Annotated in this window: 17 protein-coding genes; 10 read left to right on the top strand and 7 right to left on the bottom strand. The window is 54.9% G+C overall.

The annotated features are described in order from the left end of the window. Positions 1–181 precede the first annotated feature (181 nt). From ACN0UH_RS03305 to ACN0UH_RS03285, 5 genes are all read right to left on the bottom strand, one after another. A complete protein-coding gene (locus ACN0UH_RS03305; RefSeq protein WP_417660727.1) occupies positions 182–2,263 on the bottom strand; it encodes a diguanylate cyclase in 2,082 nt (693 codons plus the stop codon). Further along, positions 2,264–3,142: an endonuclease/exonuclease/phosphatase family protein gene (locus tag ACN0UH_RS03300; protein WP_417660726.1), complete on the bottom strand. Its 879-nt coding sequence runs from the start codon at positions 3,140–3,142 to the stop codon at positions 2,264–2,266. A gap of 24 nt (positions 3,143–3,166) precedes the next feature. Further along, positions 3,167–3,796 carry a thiol:disulfide interchange protein DsbA/DsbL gene (locus tag ACN0UH_RS03295; protein ID WP_417660725.1) on the bottom strand — a complete coding sequence of 210 codons (630 nt, stop codon included), beginning with the start codon at positions 3,794–3,796 and terminating at the stop codon, positions 3,167–3,169. 165 nt (positions 3,797–3,961) lie between these two features. After that, entirely contained in the window at positions 3,962–4,567 is a 606-nt protein-coding gene (locus ACN0UH_RS03290; RefSeq protein WP_417660724.1) for a c-type cytochrome, read from the bottom strand. 46 nt (positions 4,568–4,613) lie between these two features. Continuing rightward, positions 4,614–4,904 (bottom strand): c-type cytochrome, encoded by a 291-nt coding sequence (locus ACN0UH_RS03285; RefSeq protein WP_339513310.1) that lies wholly within the window; start codon positions 4,902–4,904, stop codon positions 4,614–4,616. 270 nt (positions 4,905–5,174) lie between these two features. Here ACN0UH_RS03285 and yihA point away from each other — a divergent pair, with 270 nt between their 5' ends. Further along, on the top strand, positions 5,175–5,834 hold the full coding sequence (gene yihA / locus ACN0UH_RS03280; protein WP_417660723.1) for a ribosome biogenesis GTP-binding protein YihA/YsxC: 660 nt from the start codon (positions 5,175–5,177) through the stop codon (positions 5,832–5,834). A gap of 348 nt (positions 5,835–6,182) precedes the next feature. Here yihA and polA read toward each other — a convergent pair whose 3' ends face one another. Beyond that, on the bottom strand, positions 6,183–8,984 hold the full coding sequence (gene polA, locus ACN0UH_RS03275) for a DNA polymerase I (protein ID WP_417660722.1): 2,802 nt from the start codon (positions 8,982–8,984) through the stop codon (positions 6,183–6,185). Positions 8,985–9,150: 166 nt separating this feature from the next. On the opposite strand from polA, the gene ACN0UH_RS03270 reads away from it, so the two are divergent. Further along, complete coding sequence (locus tag ACN0UH_RS03270; RefSeq protein WP_087514921.1) at positions 9,151–9,435, top strand: DUF2782 domain-containing protein; 285 nt, start codon at positions 9,151–9,153, stop codon at positions 9,433–9,435. 44 nt (positions 9,436–9,479) lie between these two features. Further along, positions 9,480–10,430, top strand: a complete 951-nt coding sequence (locus tag ACN0UH_RS03265) for a homoserine kinase (protein WP_417660721.1) — start codon at positions 9,480–9,482, stop codon at positions 10,428–10,430. Positions 10,431–10,486: 56 nt separating this feature from the next. Here ACN0UH_RS03265 and znuA read toward each other — a convergent pair whose 3' ends face one another. After that, positions 10,487–11,425, bottom strand: coding sequence for a zinc ABC transporter substrate-binding protein ZnuA (znuA, locus tag ACN0UH_RS03260; protein ID WP_417660720.1), 939 nt, complete (start codon positions 11,423–11,425; stop codon positions 10,487–10,489). Positions 11,426–11,491: 66 nt separating this feature from the next. Between znuA and ACN0UH_RS03255 the strand changes: the two genes are divergently transcribed. The 7 genes from ACN0UH_RS03255 (at position 11,492) to ACN0UH_RS03225 (ending at position 17,248) form a co-directional block, all read left to right on the top strand. Further along, positions 11,492–11,977 carry a Fur family transcriptional regulator gene (locus tag ACN0UH_RS03255; protein ID WP_417660719.1) on the top strand — a complete coding sequence of 162 codons (486 nt, stop codon included), beginning with the start codon at positions 11,492–11,494 and terminating at the stop codon, positions 11,975–11,977. Beyond that, entirely contained in the window at positions 11,974–12,765 is a 792-nt protein-coding gene (gene znuC, locus ACN0UH_RS03250) for a zinc ABC transporter ATP-binding protein ZnuC (RefSeq protein WP_417660718.1), read from the top strand. Before ACN0UH_RS03255 ends, znuC begins: the two co-directional genes overlap by 4 nt. Continuing rightward, on the top strand, positions 12,765–13,553 hold the full coding sequence (gene znuB, locus ACN0UH_RS03245) for a zinc ABC transporter permease subunit ZnuB (protein WP_417660717.1): 789 nt from the start codon (positions 12,765–12,767) through the stop codon (positions 13,551–13,553). Before znuC ends, znuB begins: the two co-directional genes overlap by 1 nt. A gap of 79 nt (positions 13,554–13,632) precedes the next feature. Beyond that, positions 13,633–14,481, top strand: coding sequence for a hypothetical protein (locus ACN0UH_RS03240; protein ID WP_417660716.1), 849 nt, complete (start codon positions 13,633–13,635; stop codon positions 14,479–14,481). Between the two features lie 228 nt (positions 14,482–14,709). After that, positions 14,710–15,717: a methionine ABC transporter ATP-binding protein gene (locus ACN0UH_RS03235; protein WP_417660715.1), complete on the top strand. Its 1,008-nt coding sequence runs from the start codon at positions 14,710–14,712 to the stop codon at positions 15,715–15,717. Next, positions 15,717–16,382, top strand: coding sequence for a methionine ABC transporter permease (locus ACN0UH_RS03230; protein WP_417660714.1), 666 nt, complete (start codon positions 15,717–15,719; stop codon positions 16,380–16,382). The genes ACN0UH_RS03235 and ACN0UH_RS03230 overlap by 1 nt, the downstream gene beginning before the upstream one ends. Positions 16,383–16,474: 92 nt before the next feature. Next, complete coding sequence (locus tag ACN0UH_RS03225) at positions 16,475–17,248, top strand: MetQ/NlpA family ABC transporter substrate-binding protein (protein WP_417660713.1); 774 nt, start codon at positions 16,475–16,477, stop codon at positions 17,246–17,248. Positions 17,249–17,389 lie beyond the last annotated feature (141 nt).

Below are 17,389 nucleotides of genomic sequence, written 5' to 3'. Positions count from 1 at the left end.
AATATCCATGCATCGCTTCACCTTCCTTGGGCTAGTTTAGTCATCTTCTGCGCAACAGTCTTTGCTGCTTGGGTTTTAGGGCAATTTTGCCGGTATCTTCGTAGAACTACAGTGAATGTGTTTGGTTTGCGGGGTAGCACACGACTGTTGGCGCTGTGCAAGGCTAAGTCATTTTGCGTTGCTAGCCCTGTTCGACTCGGTTACGCCCCAGATTCTTGGCTCGATACAGTGCTTGGTCAGCGCGCTCAAAGACTTCGTCGCTAGGCTCATCTTCGGCAAAGGCACTGATGCCTGCCGATAAGGTGATCGTGACCGGTTCGCCCTTGAAATGAAACGGACACTTTTCAATGGCGCTGCGCAGTGTTTCTAGCAGCTGTAGGCCACCTTCCAATGGAGTTGACGGCAGCAATACGACAAATTCTTCGCCCCCAAAGCGGGCGATGAAATCAGACTTGCGCATACGCTTTTGCAGTTCTCCGGCAATGATTTTAAGTACTTTATCGCCAGCTAAGTGTCCGTAGTCGTCGTTGATTCGTTTGAAATGGTCAATGTCGATAATAGCCAGTAACAAGTGTCCGTTGTAGCGCTGCCAGCGAGCCAGCTCAATTTCCAGTCGTTCGCCCCATGCTGCGCGATTTGGTAATCCAGTGAGTGGGTCGATCAGGGCTTTTTGCCGCTGTTCTTCAATGTGCTGGCGGAAACCGGTCGCCTCTTGCTCCATGCTTGCAACGCGCTCGACGAGTGCCTGCAAGTGCTCGGTAACTTGCCGCTCACGTTCATCACGCTGGGATTGATATTGCTCCATGGTGCCAAGCAAGCCACTCAGACGATTTTCAACCAGCCCTTTGAGGTTGCTGAGGTCAGTGGCTTCTTGCACGCTGACATTCAGGCCATCAACCTGCTCGCGTAGCTCTGTATCTAATGCGCGCTCGGTATTGACTGCCTCAACGTAGCCTTCATGAGTCTCTTTGAGCGAGCCTTGAAAGTGGGCAAGGCGCTCGTTAAGTTGCTTTAGATAACCTTCAAACTCACGTTGGCCAACATCTGCGATGACGCGCATCAGTACTGCAAGGTCATCGAGTACGGGGACCAATTCATACATGTTCAAGCCTGCACGGATACGCGTGCTTAGTGCCTCGGCTTGCGACTGGTGATGCTCGGGCAGCGGCAGTTCGGCAAGCAGGTCGAGCAGGGTTGCTTCAACGTGATCAGCAATTGCGCTGTACACCGGTTCGGGTTCTTGCTGCTGGGCAGTCGTTTCAATCTGCTGAGCATGGTCCGGTGGTGCTAGTTCGAGCTGCGCTTCTGTGTACTCAGGTACTTCGGGCTCGGTATTTGTATCGGCCCCGGCAATGATGGATTTTTGGGCTTCTTCATGAAGCTCTATGGCGGGCGTATCGGTGCCTGCAACGGGCTCGGCTGGTTCTTCACTTGTTACTGGTGCCGGCTGGTTTGCTGCGGGCTGATCTTCCCGCTGCTCGGTTTCAAGTGTGCTGTCGCTGTCCGTCGTTTCCAGTGAATATTGGGCTTGAGTTGCAGCTGTAAGTGCTTCAGGTACTTGCTCAGGCTCAGGCTCCAACGTGGCAGAAGGTTCTACCAGCGCAACGGCTTCATGCATGTTCTCGGCGGGTGGCAGTGGCTGAGCGGCTGAGGCGTGGCTCGGCGCAACACCTGGCAACGCTTCATTTGACGCTTGCGGGACGTTCGGGGCGTTTGCGATTGCCGGTGCAGCGGCTGTTGATTGCTGGCTGCCAAACAGGCGTTGGAGTAAACCGGGGCGTTGGCTGTCCTTGTTTTCCAGTGCCGCTAATGTTTGTTGCTGCAGGCTGCTGAGTTCGGTGAGGAGTCCGGGCAGCTCACTGGAGTGCTCATATGAGCGTTCGAGCTTCTTGGCAAAAGCTTTTAATGGTTTGCTTACTTCGCGTGGCGGCTCAAGGCGAAACAGTTGATCAACCAATGCGGTCAAAGCTGCGGTAATTCGTTCGGCGCGTTTTTTACGCTGCTTTTCCGAGTCGAGAACAGTGCGCTCAAGGTGCGGGATCAGGTTGGACAGACCGGCATCGATGTCATTTTTACGCAGCACTGCACGTAAATCCTGCATGCATTGGTCTACCGCTTTATCCGCACCTTCTGCTGCGAGGCTGCTACGCACCAGGCCACGGCGCAGCAGGTCGAGCCGCATATCCCAGCTGCGCTCCAGCTTTTCTTGTTGCTCGAGGCCGGATAGATACTTGTGTTTCCAATGATCAGCATCAGTGCTCATTCAAGGTTTCCGCGCGGATGATGTAGTTACCATAGGCGGCTTTGCGGTGTTTGGCGTGTTCGGTAAGCCAATCTCAACGGCAACCGGCAAATGATCAGAGATCGGCTGAGCCAGAACTTCAACGCGTTTCAATTCAAGTGTCGGGCTGAGCAAAATATGATCAAGGCAGCGTTGAGGGCGCCAGCTCGGAAAGGTTGCATTAACTTGTGGCGCCAATAGGCCCAGGTCGCGCAATGGCGAGTTGAGCAGCAAGTCGTTGGCATGGGTGTTCATATCGCCCATTAAAATATGATGGCGATAGCCGCTGAGCAATTCGCGGATATAGGCCAGTTGCCGTGTACGCGTGCGGGCGCCCAATGAGAGATGCATCATTACGACTGCAATTGCATCATCGCCCTCGCCAATGCGCAGCAGGATTGCTCCGCGACCTGGCGGTCCGGGCAGAGGGTGGTCTTCTATCAGGGTCGGGCGAATACGGCTCAACAAACCGTTGCTGTGCTGGGCAAAACGTCCCAGATTGCGGTTGAGTTGTTGATACCAGAAAGGAAACTCGCCGAGCTGCGCAAGATGCTCAACTTGATTGATATTGCCTGAGCGCAAGCTGCCACCATCGGCTTCTTGCAAGGCTACCACGTCATAATCGGCCAGTAGCGCGCCAATACGCTGCAGATTCAGTGAGCGCCCCGCGTGGGGCAATATGTGCTGCCAGCCACGGGTCAGATAGTGGCGATAACGTTCGGTACTGATACCTACCTGAATATTAAAACTGAGCAGGCGTAAGCAGTCGTTTTCAGGCCATTCGTTTATTGGTTCACACGCCAAATTAACTTGCGGGTCGCACAAGTTAATTTGGCGCGTCTTTTGCCAGCGGCGCAGCATGCTAACGCCTCGGGGCAGGCGCGCTTATTGCGCTGCCCGCTCCTTGGCGATCAGGTGGTCAGCAACTTCAAGCGCTTGCTGTGGGCCACCGGAGCTGCTGATGTCAAAACGGTATTTGCCGTTGACGATCAGAGTGGGTACGCCGCTGATCTGGTAGGCCATGGCCAGCTTCTTATCTTTCTCCATCTGGCTCTTCACGCCAAAGGAGTTGTAGGTCTTGAGGAACTCTTCACGGTCAACACCCAGGCCAGCGAGGTAGTCAGCCATCTCTTCTGGAGTGGCCAGTTTTTTACCCTGGTTGTGGATTGCATCGAATACTGACGTATGAACCTGATGCTCTACACCCATGCTTTCAAGGGTGATAAACAATTGACCGTGAACATTCCAAACACCGCCGAACATGGCTGGAACGCGGACGAAGTTGACGTCATCAGGCAACTGCTCGACCCACGGGTTGATGGTCGATTCAAACTGGTAGCAATGCGGGCAGCCGTACCAAAACAGCTCAACCACTTCGATCTTACCTGGCTTGGACACCGGTACGGGGTTCGACAACTCAACATACTGTTTGCCGGCTTCGATTGGTTCAGCGTGCGCCGAAAGGCCAAACAGACTAGCAGTGACCAGGGCGGCGCTAAGAATTAGGTTACGCATGCAAAACTCCTTGAACAAAAAAGCGATGTCTAGCGGTAGATCACAGGTTCGTCAGTTCGACCGGCAGTCTTTTGCGAGGTTCCAGCCATTGTAGCGGCGTAACAAATAGAAAAGGGTGGCCTTTGCCACCCTTTTTTAACACTTCATTTCAGTAGTGTACGCAACTCAGTGCAGGCCTTGCACGTAACTCGAAATGGCAGCGATATCTTTATTGCTCAGTTTGGCAGCGATAGAGCGCATGATCATTGCGTCGCCATCGTTGGTGCGGTTGCCTTCACGGAAGTCAGTCAGCTGTTTGGCAACATAGGTAGCGTGCTGGCCGCTAAGATGTGGGAAGCCAGCAGCAGCGATACCTGCGCCATTTGGTGAGTGGCAACCGATACAGGCTGGCATGCCTTCTTCCAGTTTGCCGCCGCGGAACAAAGCTTCACCGCGCTTGACCAGTTCAGGGTCAGCGGCGCCGACACTCATTTTCTGGCCGGCGTAAAAAGCAGCGATATCAGCAATGTCCTGCTCGGAAAGGTTATCCAGAATGCCTGTCATCTCGACAACGGTACGGTCACCGTTCTTGATGTCATGGATCTGCTTGAGCAAGTAGCGCTCGCCTTGACCCGCCAGTTTAGGAAAGTTTGGGGCTGGGCTATTGCCGTCAGGGCCATGACAGGCGCCACATACAGCGGCTTTGCTCTGACCAGCAGTAGCGTCGCCGGCGGCATGCGCCAAACCAGTGATACCAAGGGTCAACAGCAGACTCACGAGTACTTTGTTCATCAGCTAATCCAATAACGGCTAAGAGAGAAAGAGTAATAGACCGGGTTTATTCAGTCATCAATTTGATGACCGCTTTGTAATCCTCGGCCGTGCAGTCCATGCACAAACCGCGTGGCGGCATGGCATTCAGACCATTGGTGACGCTCGCAACCAGAGCGTCAGTACCTTTGGCCAAACGCGGCTCCCACGCAGCCTTGTCGCCTTTTTTAGGCGCCATAGGCAGTTGACCGTTATGACAAGCAGCACACGCTTTCGCGTAAACAGCTTCAGGGTCTTGGGCAGCCTGGGTGTTTAATGACAGTGTCAATACACCTGCAGCTAGCAATATTTTTTTCACGAGATCAACCTCATCAGGGAGGGAACGTTCTGCATTCTATGCGCAGATAAGCTTATTCGTTCCCGTGCACACTTAGCCAAGTAAAGGACAAAGCGCACACAAAATCTGCGGCATTATATACTGACCGGACTGAAACGGAAACGACGCGACTTGCCCGATGCAGCTATCACAGGCAGGATGCGCGCAAATGTCGCAAGGGCCACACCCATTCGTAGCGCAAAATATGCGCCGCTCCCGCCCAAGCTCTTACCGGATATACCAGGCAATTAAATGCAATTAAAGAACCCGATCATCGGCTTGTGTCAAAAAGCCACCTTCCAGATCAGCGCCGCAAAGGTTGATCAATGTCCGTCCGATCACGGTCATGAAGTAGCATTTGCTGGGCGTTCCAACGCAGGTAAGTCGAGCGCGTTGAACACCATCACGCACGCGAGTCTAGCGCGAACCTCGAAAACCCCGGGGCGCACGCAGTTGCTGAACTTCTTCCGTTTGGATGACGAGCGGCGCTTGGTCGACTTGCCGGGGTATGGCTACGCCAAGGTGCCTATTCCGCTGAAGTTGCACTGGCAGAAACACTTGGAAGCGTATCTGGGCAGCCGTGAAAGTCTGCGTGGGTTGATTTTAATGATGGATATCCGCCATCCACTCACTGAGTTTGACCAATTACTGCTCGACTGGTCGAAAGCCAGCGGCATGCCGCTGCATATTTTGCTGACCAAAGCTGACAAGTTGACCTTTGGTGCAGCCAAGAACGCACTGTTGAAGGTCCAGCAAGAAATTCACAAGCGATGGGGCAAGCAGATCAGCATTCAACTGTTTTCCGCACCTAAGCGTCTAGGCGTTGAAGATGCGCAAGCGGTTCTGGCCGAATGGCTGATGTTGAATGAACCTGAGGCAGAAGCGTCGTTGCAGGACGAAATCGAAGACTAAAGCAGCGTGTTAGTGATGGCGGGCTTGCCGACGGCGGCCCAGTCGTTGCTTGGCTTTTAGAGGAGCTGGACTTTTCTTTAGGCAAAAAAAACTCCGAGCTTCATATGGGGAGGGAGAAGTTCGGAGTTTAAGGGTCTGAACCGCTAGGGCGGGGTTCAGATGTCTGCCAACACTTAACACAACAAAGGAGCATGAATGGCTTTGTGGGCCATTCATAAACTCTGACTGGTTGCTTGAAAAGAAAGTTCAGCTGTTTTGAAAAAACTTTTGGTCATAAATCTATATTTTTAATAACTTTGCGGTTCGTTGCACGGACGCCACTCGGCGTCCGTGCTTGAGCCCTCGTCATTAGTGGGCTTCGTCCCAGTTGTTACCCACTCCGACCTCAACCAGTAGCGGCACATCGAGCTCTGCGGCGCCGCTCATTTGCTGTTTTATTTGTTCGCTAATCTGATCAACCAGATCTTCGCGAACCTCAAGCACCAATTCATCGTGAACTTGCAGGATGACTTTGGCATCCAGCTTTGACTCAGTCAGCCAGTTATCCACCGCAATCATCGCGCGCTTGATGATATCGGCGGCTGTGCCCTGCATCGGGGCGTTAATTGCCGTGCGTTCAGCGCCTTTACGCAGTGCCGGGTTTTTCGCGTTGATCTCCGGCAAATACAGGCGCCGGCCAAAGATGGTCTCGACGAAACCTTGTTCGGCGGCTTTCTCGCGGGTGCTCTCCATATACGCCAAGACACCCGGATAGCGGGCGAAATAGCGGTCTATATAGGCTTGCGACTGTTTACGGTCGACGCCAATTTGCTTGGCCAGGCCGAAAGCGCTCATGCCGTAGATCAGACCGAAGTTGATGGCTTTGGCGCTGCGTCGCTGATCGAGGGTGACATCATCAAGCTCAACACCGAATACTTCGGCTGCAGTAGCTTTGTGCACGTCCAGGTCGTGACGGAATGCATCGAGCAGGCCTGCGTCCTGTGCCAGATGCGCCATGATGCGCAGTTCAATCTGTGAGTAGTCAGCCGCTAGCAGTTTGTAGCCTTTGGGGGCGACAAAGGCTTGGCGAATGCGCCGGCCTTCTGCGGTGCGAATCGGGATGTTCTGCAGGTTCGGATCACTCGACGACAAGCGCCCAGTGGCCGCAACAGCCTGATGATAGCTGGTGTGGATACGCCCCGTGCGCGGATTGATTTGTTCCGGCAAGCGGTCGGTGTAGGTGCTTTTTAGCTTGCTCAGGCTGCGGTATTGCATCAGCACTTTGGGCAGCTCGAAGTCTTGCTCAGCCAGCTCGGCAAGTACGGCCTCAGCGGTGGATGGCTGACCTTTGGCTGTCTTGCTGATGATTGGCAGGCCGAGTTTTTCATAAAGAATCACGCCGAGCTGCTTGGGTGAGGCCAGATTGAACTCTTCGCCAGCGATGTCGAAAGCCTGGCGTTCAAGCGCTACCAGCTTTTCACCCAGCTCGCGGCTTTGCTCGCCGAGGAGCTTGGCATCGACCAGTGCACCTTGGCGCTCGATGCGTGCGAGCACCGGTACCAGCGGAATTTCAATATCACTGAGCACGCTGAGCAGGCTTGGTGTGGCCGAAAGTTTCTCCCACAGCGCTTGGTGCAGACGCAGGGTTACATCTGCATCTTCAGCAGCGTAGGGGCCGGCTTGTTCGAGAGAAATCTGGTCGAAGGTCAGCTGCTTGGCACCTTTGCCAGCAATATCTTCAAAACGGATGGTGCTGTGGCCGAGGTACTTGAGCGCAAGGCTGTCCATATCGTGGCGCGTTGCCGTGGAGTCGTACACGTAGGACTCAAGCATGGTGTCAAATTTGACGCCTTGCACGCTGATTGGCGTCGAGGCATTGGCCAGTATATTGATGTCGTACTTGGCGTTCTGGCCGACTTTGGCTTTATTCGGGTCTTCGAGGATTGGCTTCAATGCCTTGAGCACAGCATCGCGATCCAGTTGCGTTGGTACGCCCATGTAGGAGTGCGCCAGTGGTACGTATGCGGCTTCCCCTGCGCTGACCGCAAATGAAACACCGACCAATTGTGCCTGTTGGGCATCAACGCTGGTGGTTTCGGTATCAAAAGCGATGAGTTCGGCTTTATTGAGTTTCTCAAGCCAGGCGTCAAAGTCGGCCTGCTTAAGTACGGTCTGATAACCGCCTGCTGCGGTTACTGCATCGCTGGCATGCGCCGGTGCATCGGCGACATCCGCTGGCAGGGCAAACAGGTCATTGGACGGCGCCGCTGCAACCTTGGCTGCCACTGCTTTGTGTTTGCGCTGCAGTTCATCGCGCCAGGTTTTAAATTCGAGTTCTTCATACAACTCAAGTAACTGCTCAACGTCAGCGGTGCCCGGGTGGAGCGCCTCGATTTCAACGTTGAGTTCGACGTCGAGCTTGATGGTTGCCAACTGGTAGGAAAGGTAAGCCATGTCGCGGTGTTCTTCGAGCTTGGCTGGCAAGCCTTTGGCGCCACGAATTGGCAGCTCAGGGACTTTGTCGAGATTGGCGTAGATCACATCAAGGCCGCCACCGACACCCACTAACAAGCCCAGCGCGGTTTTTTCCCCGACTCCAGGTACGCCTGGAATGTTGTCGACCTTGTCGCCCATGAGCGCGAGGTAGTCGATTATCAACTCAGGACCGACTCCGAATTTCTCTTTAACGCCTTCGATGTCGTAGACGCTTCCGGTCATGGTGTTGACCAAGGTAACGTGCTTGCAGACCAGTTGCGCCATGTCCTTGTCGCCGGTGGATATCACCACATCACGGCCTTCACCTGCAGCTTTGCGCGCCAGCGTGCCGATTACGTCGTCGGCCTCAACGCCTTCAACGCAGAGTAATGGCAAGCCTTGGGCGCGCACGCTGGCATGCAGCGGTTCGATCTGTACGCGCAGTTCATCCGGCATGGAAGGGCGGTTGGCTTTGTATTCGGCAAACATTTCATCGCGGAACGTGCCGCCTTTTGCATCGAAAACTACAGCAAAGGGGCTATCTGGATATTGCTTGCGCAAACTCTTGAGCATGTTCAACACGCCCTTGACCGCACCCGTGGGCAGACCTTTTGAGGTGGTCAGTGGTGGCAACGCATGGAAGGCGCGGTACAGGTACGAAGAACCGTCTACCAGAACCAGAGGGGTTTGACTCATGAGCAGGTTTAACCTTTTGACGGGGGCAGTCTTAATGATGTTCGAGCGTAAACAGGGTAGCCGAACTGCGCGCAGTTTTTCTAAAACCGACGAACAACAATTAACCCTATAGACCGACTAACCACTAGAATGACTGCATCGTTGACTACAAAAGGGCAAGGTTACCATGCGCATACTTAACTGCCTGTTACTGGCTGGTTTACTTGGCTTTGGCGCAACCGTGGCGCATGCCGAAGATCCGGTCAGTGCAGAACCTGACGTAACCATCCGCCAAGAAGGCGATCGCACGGTGCAGGAGTACCGGGTTAACGGCTTTCTTTATGCGATCAAAGTAATTCCAAAGAACGGCAAGCCGTACTTTTTGGTGCGCTCTGATGGTAGCGACGGCAATTTCATCCGTTCCGACGACCCTGACATGCTGATTCCTGCATGGGAAATCTTCAGCTGGTAGTCGAGCAGCACCGTTAACGTTTAAGGCGCAAAGGCAGTTTTGACATGTCCGTGTTTACCCCTCTGGAACGTCCAGAGTTAGAAGTATTTCTCGCCCCTTACGGTTTAGGTCGCCTGCGCGACTTCCAAGGTATTGCTGCGGGCAGTGAGAACACCAACTTTTTTATCAGTCTGGAGCAGGGCGAATACGTTCTGACGCTGATTGAGCGCGGCCCAAGTGCAGATCTGCCGTTCTTTATCGAGCTGCTCGATGTGCTGCATGAGGCGGGCTTGCCTGTGCCTTATGCGTTGCGCACAACCGACGATGAAGCGCTGCGCAGTTTGGCTGACAAGCCCGCACTGCTGCAGCCGCGCTTGAGTGGCAAGCATATAAGCGAGGCAAATGCTCATCACTGTCAGGAAGTTGGCGAGTTGTTGGCACGTATTCACTTAGCCACGCGTGAGCGGCCAATTCTTCGCAAAAGTGATCGTGGTCTCGACTGGATGCTGCAGCAAGGGCTAAAGCTGGCCGAGCAATTGCCAGCGGAGTCAGCTGAGTTGCTTAATGCGGTGCTGGCTGAAATTAACCAGCACAAGGCGCATATCCAGGCGCTGCCACAGGCGAACCTGCATGCTGACCTGTTCCGTGACAACGTGTTGTTTGATGGCCCGCATTTGGCTGGGGTGATCGACTTTTACAATGCTTGCTCAGGACCGATGCTGTATGACCTGGCGATCACGCTTAATGATTGGTGCTCAGGCCCAGACGGCCAGCTTGACTTGCATCGGGCGCGAGCCCTGCTTGGCGCATACGCCGCGCTGCGGCCGTTCACCGCCGGTGAGGCTGAACTTTGGCCAACCATGCTGCGGGTGGCTTGTGTGCGGTTCTGGTTGTCGCGGTTAATCGCCGCAGAGTCATTCGCCGGTCAAGAAGTGCTGATTCACGACCCGGATGAGTTTCGTCAGCGTTTGAGCCATCGTCAGCAAGTCGATTTGCACCTGCCGTTTGCCCTGTAAGTAAAGTTTGCCTGCGCTAAAACGCAGGCAAACGGTTGTTTTCGCGCAGTCTTGGGCTATTTCGCAGCAGGCAAATTGCTCAGGCATTGAGTCAGATCGTTGGCCAAGTTATCCATCAGTGTCTCGTAGCCTGTTGCGCTGGCGCTCAACTCAGCGCCCATTGGGTCGAGTACGGCTAGATTTACAGGCAAGTCTGCGGTCAAGGTTTTGGCCAGGCGCGGCACAAATGGTGGCTCGCTGAATACGCAGGCGGGCCCCGCCTCTTGTAAGCGCTCGCGCATCGCGTCGACATGCTTGGCGCCTGGCTGCACCTCACCCAAAACGCTAAATACGCCAGCATGTTCGAGGCCATAGGCGTTTTCGAAGTAGTTATAGGCCTCGTGGAAAACAAAGTAGGGTTTGCCTTCGGCTGCGATCAGGCGGGTTTTCAGACGGGCATCGAGTGTTTTCAGGCGCTCGCTGAATGCGGCTAAGTTGGCTTGATAACGCTCGGCGTTTGCAGGGTCGGCGGCGCTCAAGTCAGCGGCCATACGTGCTGCAATGACCTGAGCGTTGACTGGGTTCAGCCACAAATGCACATCAAGGCTGCCCGGCTGATGGTCATGATCGTGCTCATCGGCGCTATGCCCATGTTCCTCGTGTTCACCGGGTTCGTCGAAGTGCTGCAATTTCAGTCCCGCGAGTGTTTGTATGGCAACACTGGGCTGCTCGCGCTGGGCCATTACTCGTGGCAAAAAGCTCTCCAGGTCAGGGCCAATCCAGTACATCAGTTGGGCGTCACGCACCCGGCGAATGTCTGAAGGGCGCAGCGCGTAATGATGCGGCGAGGCGCCAGGCGGAAGCAGTACATCAGGTTTGCCTGCGCCATCTTGCACTGCTGCGGCAATTAGTTGCAGGGGTTTGATGCTGGTCAGCACTTGCACCTCTGCATGGGCTGCGGCGCTGCATAAAAAAGTGGTCAGCAATAAACAAATGGCAGAATTGACACGCAACACGATAAATACTCGATAAGAACCAAAGAGGTTATATAATAACGTCTCTCAACCAAAACGTCGCCGCTCATGACTCAAACGCCGCTAGCATCTCGCCCCCACGACCATTCGCACTGCGTTAGCCATGCCTTGGCTGAAGCAGAACATATCTGCTTGCGCCAAGGCACGCGCCTGACTGCGTTGCGTAAACGCGTGCTTGAACTGGTCTGGCAAAGTCATAAACCGCTCGGTGCCTACGATATTCTCGGCGTATTGAGCGACGAAGACGGTCGCCGCGCCGCGCCGCCTACGGTTTACCGCGCGCTCGACTTCCTGCTGGAAAACGGTTTGGTGCACCGAATCGCCTCACTCAACGCATTTGTGGGTTGTAATCAGCCCGAGCACGCGCATCAGGGCCAGTTTCTGATCTGTCGCGACTGCCATGTGGCCGTTGAGCTTGAGCACGAGAAGATCAGCCAAGCCATTCTTCATAGCGCCAAGAGCATCGGCTTTGCGGTCGAAAGCCAAACCGTCGAGGTGGTTGGTTTGTGCGCGGCCTGCCGGGAGCCTAAATGAGTGGCGCGTTGATTCGACTTGAAGATGTCGGCGTCCATTTTTCTGGTCAAGCCGTGCTTGAAAACGTGCAACTCGGCGTCAGTCCGGGTGAAATTGTTACGCTGATTGGGCCTAACGGTGCCGGCAAAACAACGTTGGTGCGCGCCGTGCTCGGGCTGCTGAAAATCGATACCGGCAGCGTTTGGCGAAAGCCCAAGTTGCGCGTCGGCTACATGCCACAGAAGCTGCATGTGGATGCCACATTACCGCTCACCGTGCTGCGGTTTCTGCGTTTGGTGCCGGGAGTGGATCGCCGCAAAGCGCTGGCGGCACTGGCTGAAGTGGGTGCCGAGCATGTTATCGACAGCCCATTGCAAACCGTCTCCGGCGGAGAGATGCAGCGGGTTTTGCTAGCGCGGGCGTTGCTGCGTGAGCCTGAGTTGCTGGTACTTGATGAGCCCGTCCAGGGTGTTGATGTGGCTGGGCAAGCTGAGCTGTACCGGTTGATCACTCGCCTGCGCGACCGCCACGGTTGCGGCGTGTTGATGGTTTCCCATGACTTGCACTTGGTGATGAGCACCACCGACAACGTGGTTTGTCTGAATCGCCATGTGTGTTGTTCGGGGCATCCGGAACAAGTCAGTGGCGATCCGGCATTTGTCGAACTGTTCGGTCAGGATGCCAAGAGCCTCGCGGTCTATCACCACCATCACGACCATGCGCATGACCTGCATGGTGGCGTTGTCATCGACACCCCTCATGTACATGGCCCCGATTGCGGGCACGCGCCGGGGAGCGCGGAAAAATAATGGCTGATTTTTTAATTAACGCGCTGGTTGCTGGGCTGGCATTGGCGCTGGTTGCCGGCCCGCTCGGTTCGTTCGTGGTGTGGCGGCGCATGGCATATTTCGGCGATACGCTGTCACATGCGGCGTTGCTCGGCGTTGCGCTCGGCTTGATGCTCGATGTGAGCCCAATGTTCGCGGTTACCGTCGGCTGCGTGCTGATTGCGGCGCTCTTGGTGACTCTGCAAACTCGTCAACCCTTGGCCTCTGACACCCTGCTTGGGATTCTTGCGCACAGCACCTTGTCCCTCGGTTTGGTGGTGCTGAGCTTTATGCATGACGTGCGCATTGATTTGATGGGCTATTTGTTTGGTGATTTGCTGGCTGTCGGTCCGACTGATTTAGCGTGGATTCTTGGCGGCAGCGCGTTGGTGCTGGTGCTACTGGCGATACTTTGGCGGCCCTTGCTGGCCATTACCGTGCATGAGGAACTGGCCAAGGTCGAAGGGCTGCCGGTCGCGGCGATTCGTCTGAGCTTGATGCTCCTGATTGCGGTGGTGATTGCGGTGGCGATGAAAATCGTCGGTGTGCTACTGATTACCTCACTGCTGATCATTCCGGCCGCCGCCGCCCAGCGTCATGCCCGAACGCCGGAGCAAATGGCTTTCGGCGCGAGTCTGTTGGGTATTGTTGCGGTGTGCTGCGGGCTGAGCCTTTCCTGGTTTCAGGACACGCCCGCTGGGCCTTCGATTGTGGTTTCTGCGGCCAGTTTGTTCTTGCTCAGTTTTGTGTTGCCCAAGCGCCACGCATAACACTTGAGCGGTAGATTCGTGGTCTATCTTCTTGCTGGTGTAAACTTGCGTGTTTTTTGTTCAATTCGAGACTAACAGAATGATGCGATTAGCCTTACGTCGCCTGTTTATCGTTGCGACTTTGCTGGTTTTGGCGGCCTGCCAACACGCGCCTCAAGAGGCTGCTAGTGTGCCGACTGACAAACTGGTCAGCGATTTCAATCAGCTCGACCAAACCCTGACCGCCGGAGACTTGGCTGCTGCCGAGCAGCAACTCGATGCCTTGAAGACAAGTGCAGAGGGCGACCCGCGCCTTGAGTCCTACCAGCGAAAACTGGCAGAGGCGTATCTGCATCAAGGCCAGCAAGCCCTGCAAAGTGGCGATCTAAATACCGCAACCACCGCCCTTGGCCGTGCGCGTAGCATGATGCCGCAAGCCCCCGCGCTGACCACGGGCCTCGATGGTGCTATTGCCAAAGCCCGAGAGACCGAGCTTAGCGCCGCGCAAGAACAGCGCGCAGCAGGCGCCAAGGCTGAGGCTGCCCGTCTTGAGCAAGCACAACTACTGCGTCAAGCAGCTGAAACCCAAGCGGCGGTGCTGGGTGTTGCGCGTTTGGCCGAACCCGCAGTGGGTAACAGAACACCGGGTAAACCTAAGGCGCAATTAATCAATCCATCAGAGGCCAACAGCCAAGTATTGATGCCGATGCTGGATAACCACGACAACGACAGCCTGCGCCGCCTGCTCGACAAAGCGGCTTCTGATGTCGTGCTTTTCAACTGCGCCGCACACCTTCAGGTTCGCGAGAGTAAAGATTATCCCTGGGTTGCAGCGTTGCTCAACGCACGGATCAAGCGGATTGACCCCAATTACAAGGCGAGCCTGAGCTACACCATCAAAGCAGATTCGGTGCCGCGCCTGGTGCTTAGCCCGCGACCGAAGTTTTAATCGGTCCGGCAACCCTCTGCTGCGACAAGACAAAGCACCAGCGTGAATTTCTGGCTTGCCCAAGACTAATTGGGTAGCCAGCTAAACTGCGCTAAATACCACGATCGTTATTTCGATTTAGTTATAACCATAGGTCTATAAAGATTTTTGAGACCTATAGAGCAGCGGGTAAACTACGCAACCTTTTTGCGCTTACCCCGCAGTTTGAAGACCCAAAAGGTTTCCCGCGTGATCAATTTTCAACAGGTCCATAAGGCGTACCACGTCAATGGCCAAGCGATAACGGCGCTACAGCCGACCGACTTGAACATCGCCCGTGGCGAAGTGTTTGGCATTATCGGCCATTCCGGTGCCGGTAAAAGTACCCTGCTGCGTTTGATCAACCGTCTGGAAGAGCCTTCCGGTGGTCGCATCGACATTGATGGTGAAGAAGTTACGGCGCTGGACGCCAACGGCTTGCGCGGTTTCCGCCAGCAGGTCGGAATGATTTTTCAGCACTTCAATTTGCTGTCATCGAAAACCGTGGCGGACAACGTAGCCCTGCCGCTGAAACTAGCTGGCAAGCTGTCACGTGCCGATCTCGATAAGCGTGTTGCCCAGTTGCTTGCCCGCGTCGGCTTGAGCGATCACGCCAAGAAGTATCCCGCGCAGTTATCCGGCGGCCAGAAGCAACGTGTTGGTATTGCCCGCGCATTGGCCACCGAGCCGAAAATCCTGCTCTGCGATGAAGCCACCAGTGCGCTTGACCCGCAAACAACCGCGTCGGTCCTGCAATTGCTGGCTGAGATTAACCGCGAGCTGAACCTGACCATCGTGCTGATTACTCATGAAATGGATGTGATCCGCCGTGTATGTGACCGCGTCGCAGTGATGGATGCGGGGGTGATTGTCGAGCAAGGCCCAGTGGCGGATGTGTTTTTGCACCCGCAGCACAGCACCACCAAGCGCTTTGTGCAGGAATCTGAGCACGTTGATGAGCAAGAGCAGCGCGACGATTTCGCCCATGTTGAAGGCCGTATCTTGCGCCTGACCTTTCAGGGTGACGCAACCTATGCTCCGCTGCTGGGCACTGTTGCCCGCCAGACAGGTGTTGATTACAGCATTCTTGCCGGTCGTATCGACCGCATCAAAGACACCCCATACGGTCAATTAACCCTAGCCCTGACTGGCGGCGACTTGGACGCGGCGATTGCTTGCTTCGCTGCGGCTGACGTTCACCTGGAGGTGCTGCGCTAATGGAAAGCCTATTCCCCAACGTTGACTGGGTCGAAATCTGGCAGGCCAGCCTCGATACCCTGAGCATGCTCGGTGGTTCTCTGCTGTTTACCGTATTGCTCGGTTTGCCGCTCGGTGTGTTGTTATTCCTCACCAGCCCACGGCAAATGTTCGAGCAAAAGGCTTTTTACGGCCTGCTTTCGTTGCTGGTTAACGTACTGCGCTCGGTGCCGTTTGTGATCCTGCTGATTGTGATGATCCCGGTAACGGTGGTGATCACCGGCACTTCACTCGGTGTTGCCGGTGCCATTCCGCCGCTGGTGGTTGGTGCGACGCCATTCTTCGCTCGATTGGTTGAAACCGCGTTGCGTGAAGTTGATAAAGGCATCATTGAGGCGACTCAGGCGATGGGCGCAACCACCAAACAGATCGTGATCAACGCGCTGCTGCCAGAAGCTTTGCCGGGCATCTTTGCAGCAATCACCGTGACCGCAATTACCTTGGTTTCCTATACCGCGATGTCCGGCCTGATTGGCGGCGGCGGCCTTGGCGATCTCGCGGTGCGTTACGGTTATCAGCGCTATCAACCCGACGTAATGATGGTCACCGTAGTGCTACTGCTGATTCTTGTGCAGGTTCTGCAAACCGTCGGTGACAAGCTGGTGGTGCATTTTTCACGCAAATGATTGCAGCAAGTTTACTCAAGTTACCCAATAGCTTAACCAACAGAATAGTGCGGTTATCAGCCGCCGCTTAACATCCTACAAGGAGATAAATGATGAAAAAGTTGCTCGTTGCTGCTTTCGCAACTGTTGCTGCCTTTGCCGCGCAGGCTGAAACCCTGAGCGTCGCGGCGACCGCTGTCCCGCATGCTGAAATCCTCGAATTCGTTAAGCCAACGCTGGCCAAAGAAGGCGTCGATCTGGACATTAAAGTGTTCACTGACTACGTCCAGCCAAACGTACAGGTTGCAGAAAAGCGTCTGGACGCCAACTTCTTCCAGCACCAGCCGTATCTCGATGAGTTCAACAAGAGCCGCGGCACCAAGTTGGTAAGCGTTGTCGGCGTTCACGTTGAGCCCTTTGGTGCTTACTCAACCAAGCACAAGAGCCTCGACGAGCTGCCACAAGGCGCAATCGTGGTTATCCCGAACGATGCGACCAACGGCGGCCGCGCGTTGTTGTTGCTGGAAAAAGCGGGCCTGATCAAACTGAAAGATTCCAACAACATCCTCGCGACACCAAAAGATGTGGTTGAGAATCCGAAGAACCTCAAGTTCCGTGCACTCGAAGCCGCAACTTTGGCCCGTGTTCTGAGCCAGGTTGACCTTGCGCTGATCAACACCAACTACGCGCTGGAAGCCAAGCTCAACCCAACCAAAGACGCTTTGGTGATCGAAGACAGCAACTCGCCATACGTTAACAATCTGGTTGCCCGTGAAGACAACAAGGACAGCCCAGCCATGCAGAAACTGGCCAAGGCACTGAACAGCCCTGAAGTTAAAACCTTCATCGTTGAGCAGTACAAAGGCGCTATCGTTCCAGCGTTCTAATAGATTGCTGCAACCATAGCCCCATGAAAAAGCCGCTCCTTAAAAGCGGCTTTTTTGTTGGCGATGACCCGTCCTGAATAAGGTTTACACCTTCTAGGTTCTTTTTCAGGAGAGTCCCATGACTGAAGGTGTACGACGAAG

Origin of the sequence: Pseudomonas sp., from assembly GCF_048265905.1 — a bacterium.
GTDB lineage: Bacteria > Pseudomonadota > Gammaproteobacteria > Pseudomonadales > Pseudomonadaceae > Aquipseudomonas.
The sequence above is the reverse complement of the archived record's forward strand: the minus strand, read 5'-3'. Positions and strand labels throughout refer to the sequence as shown.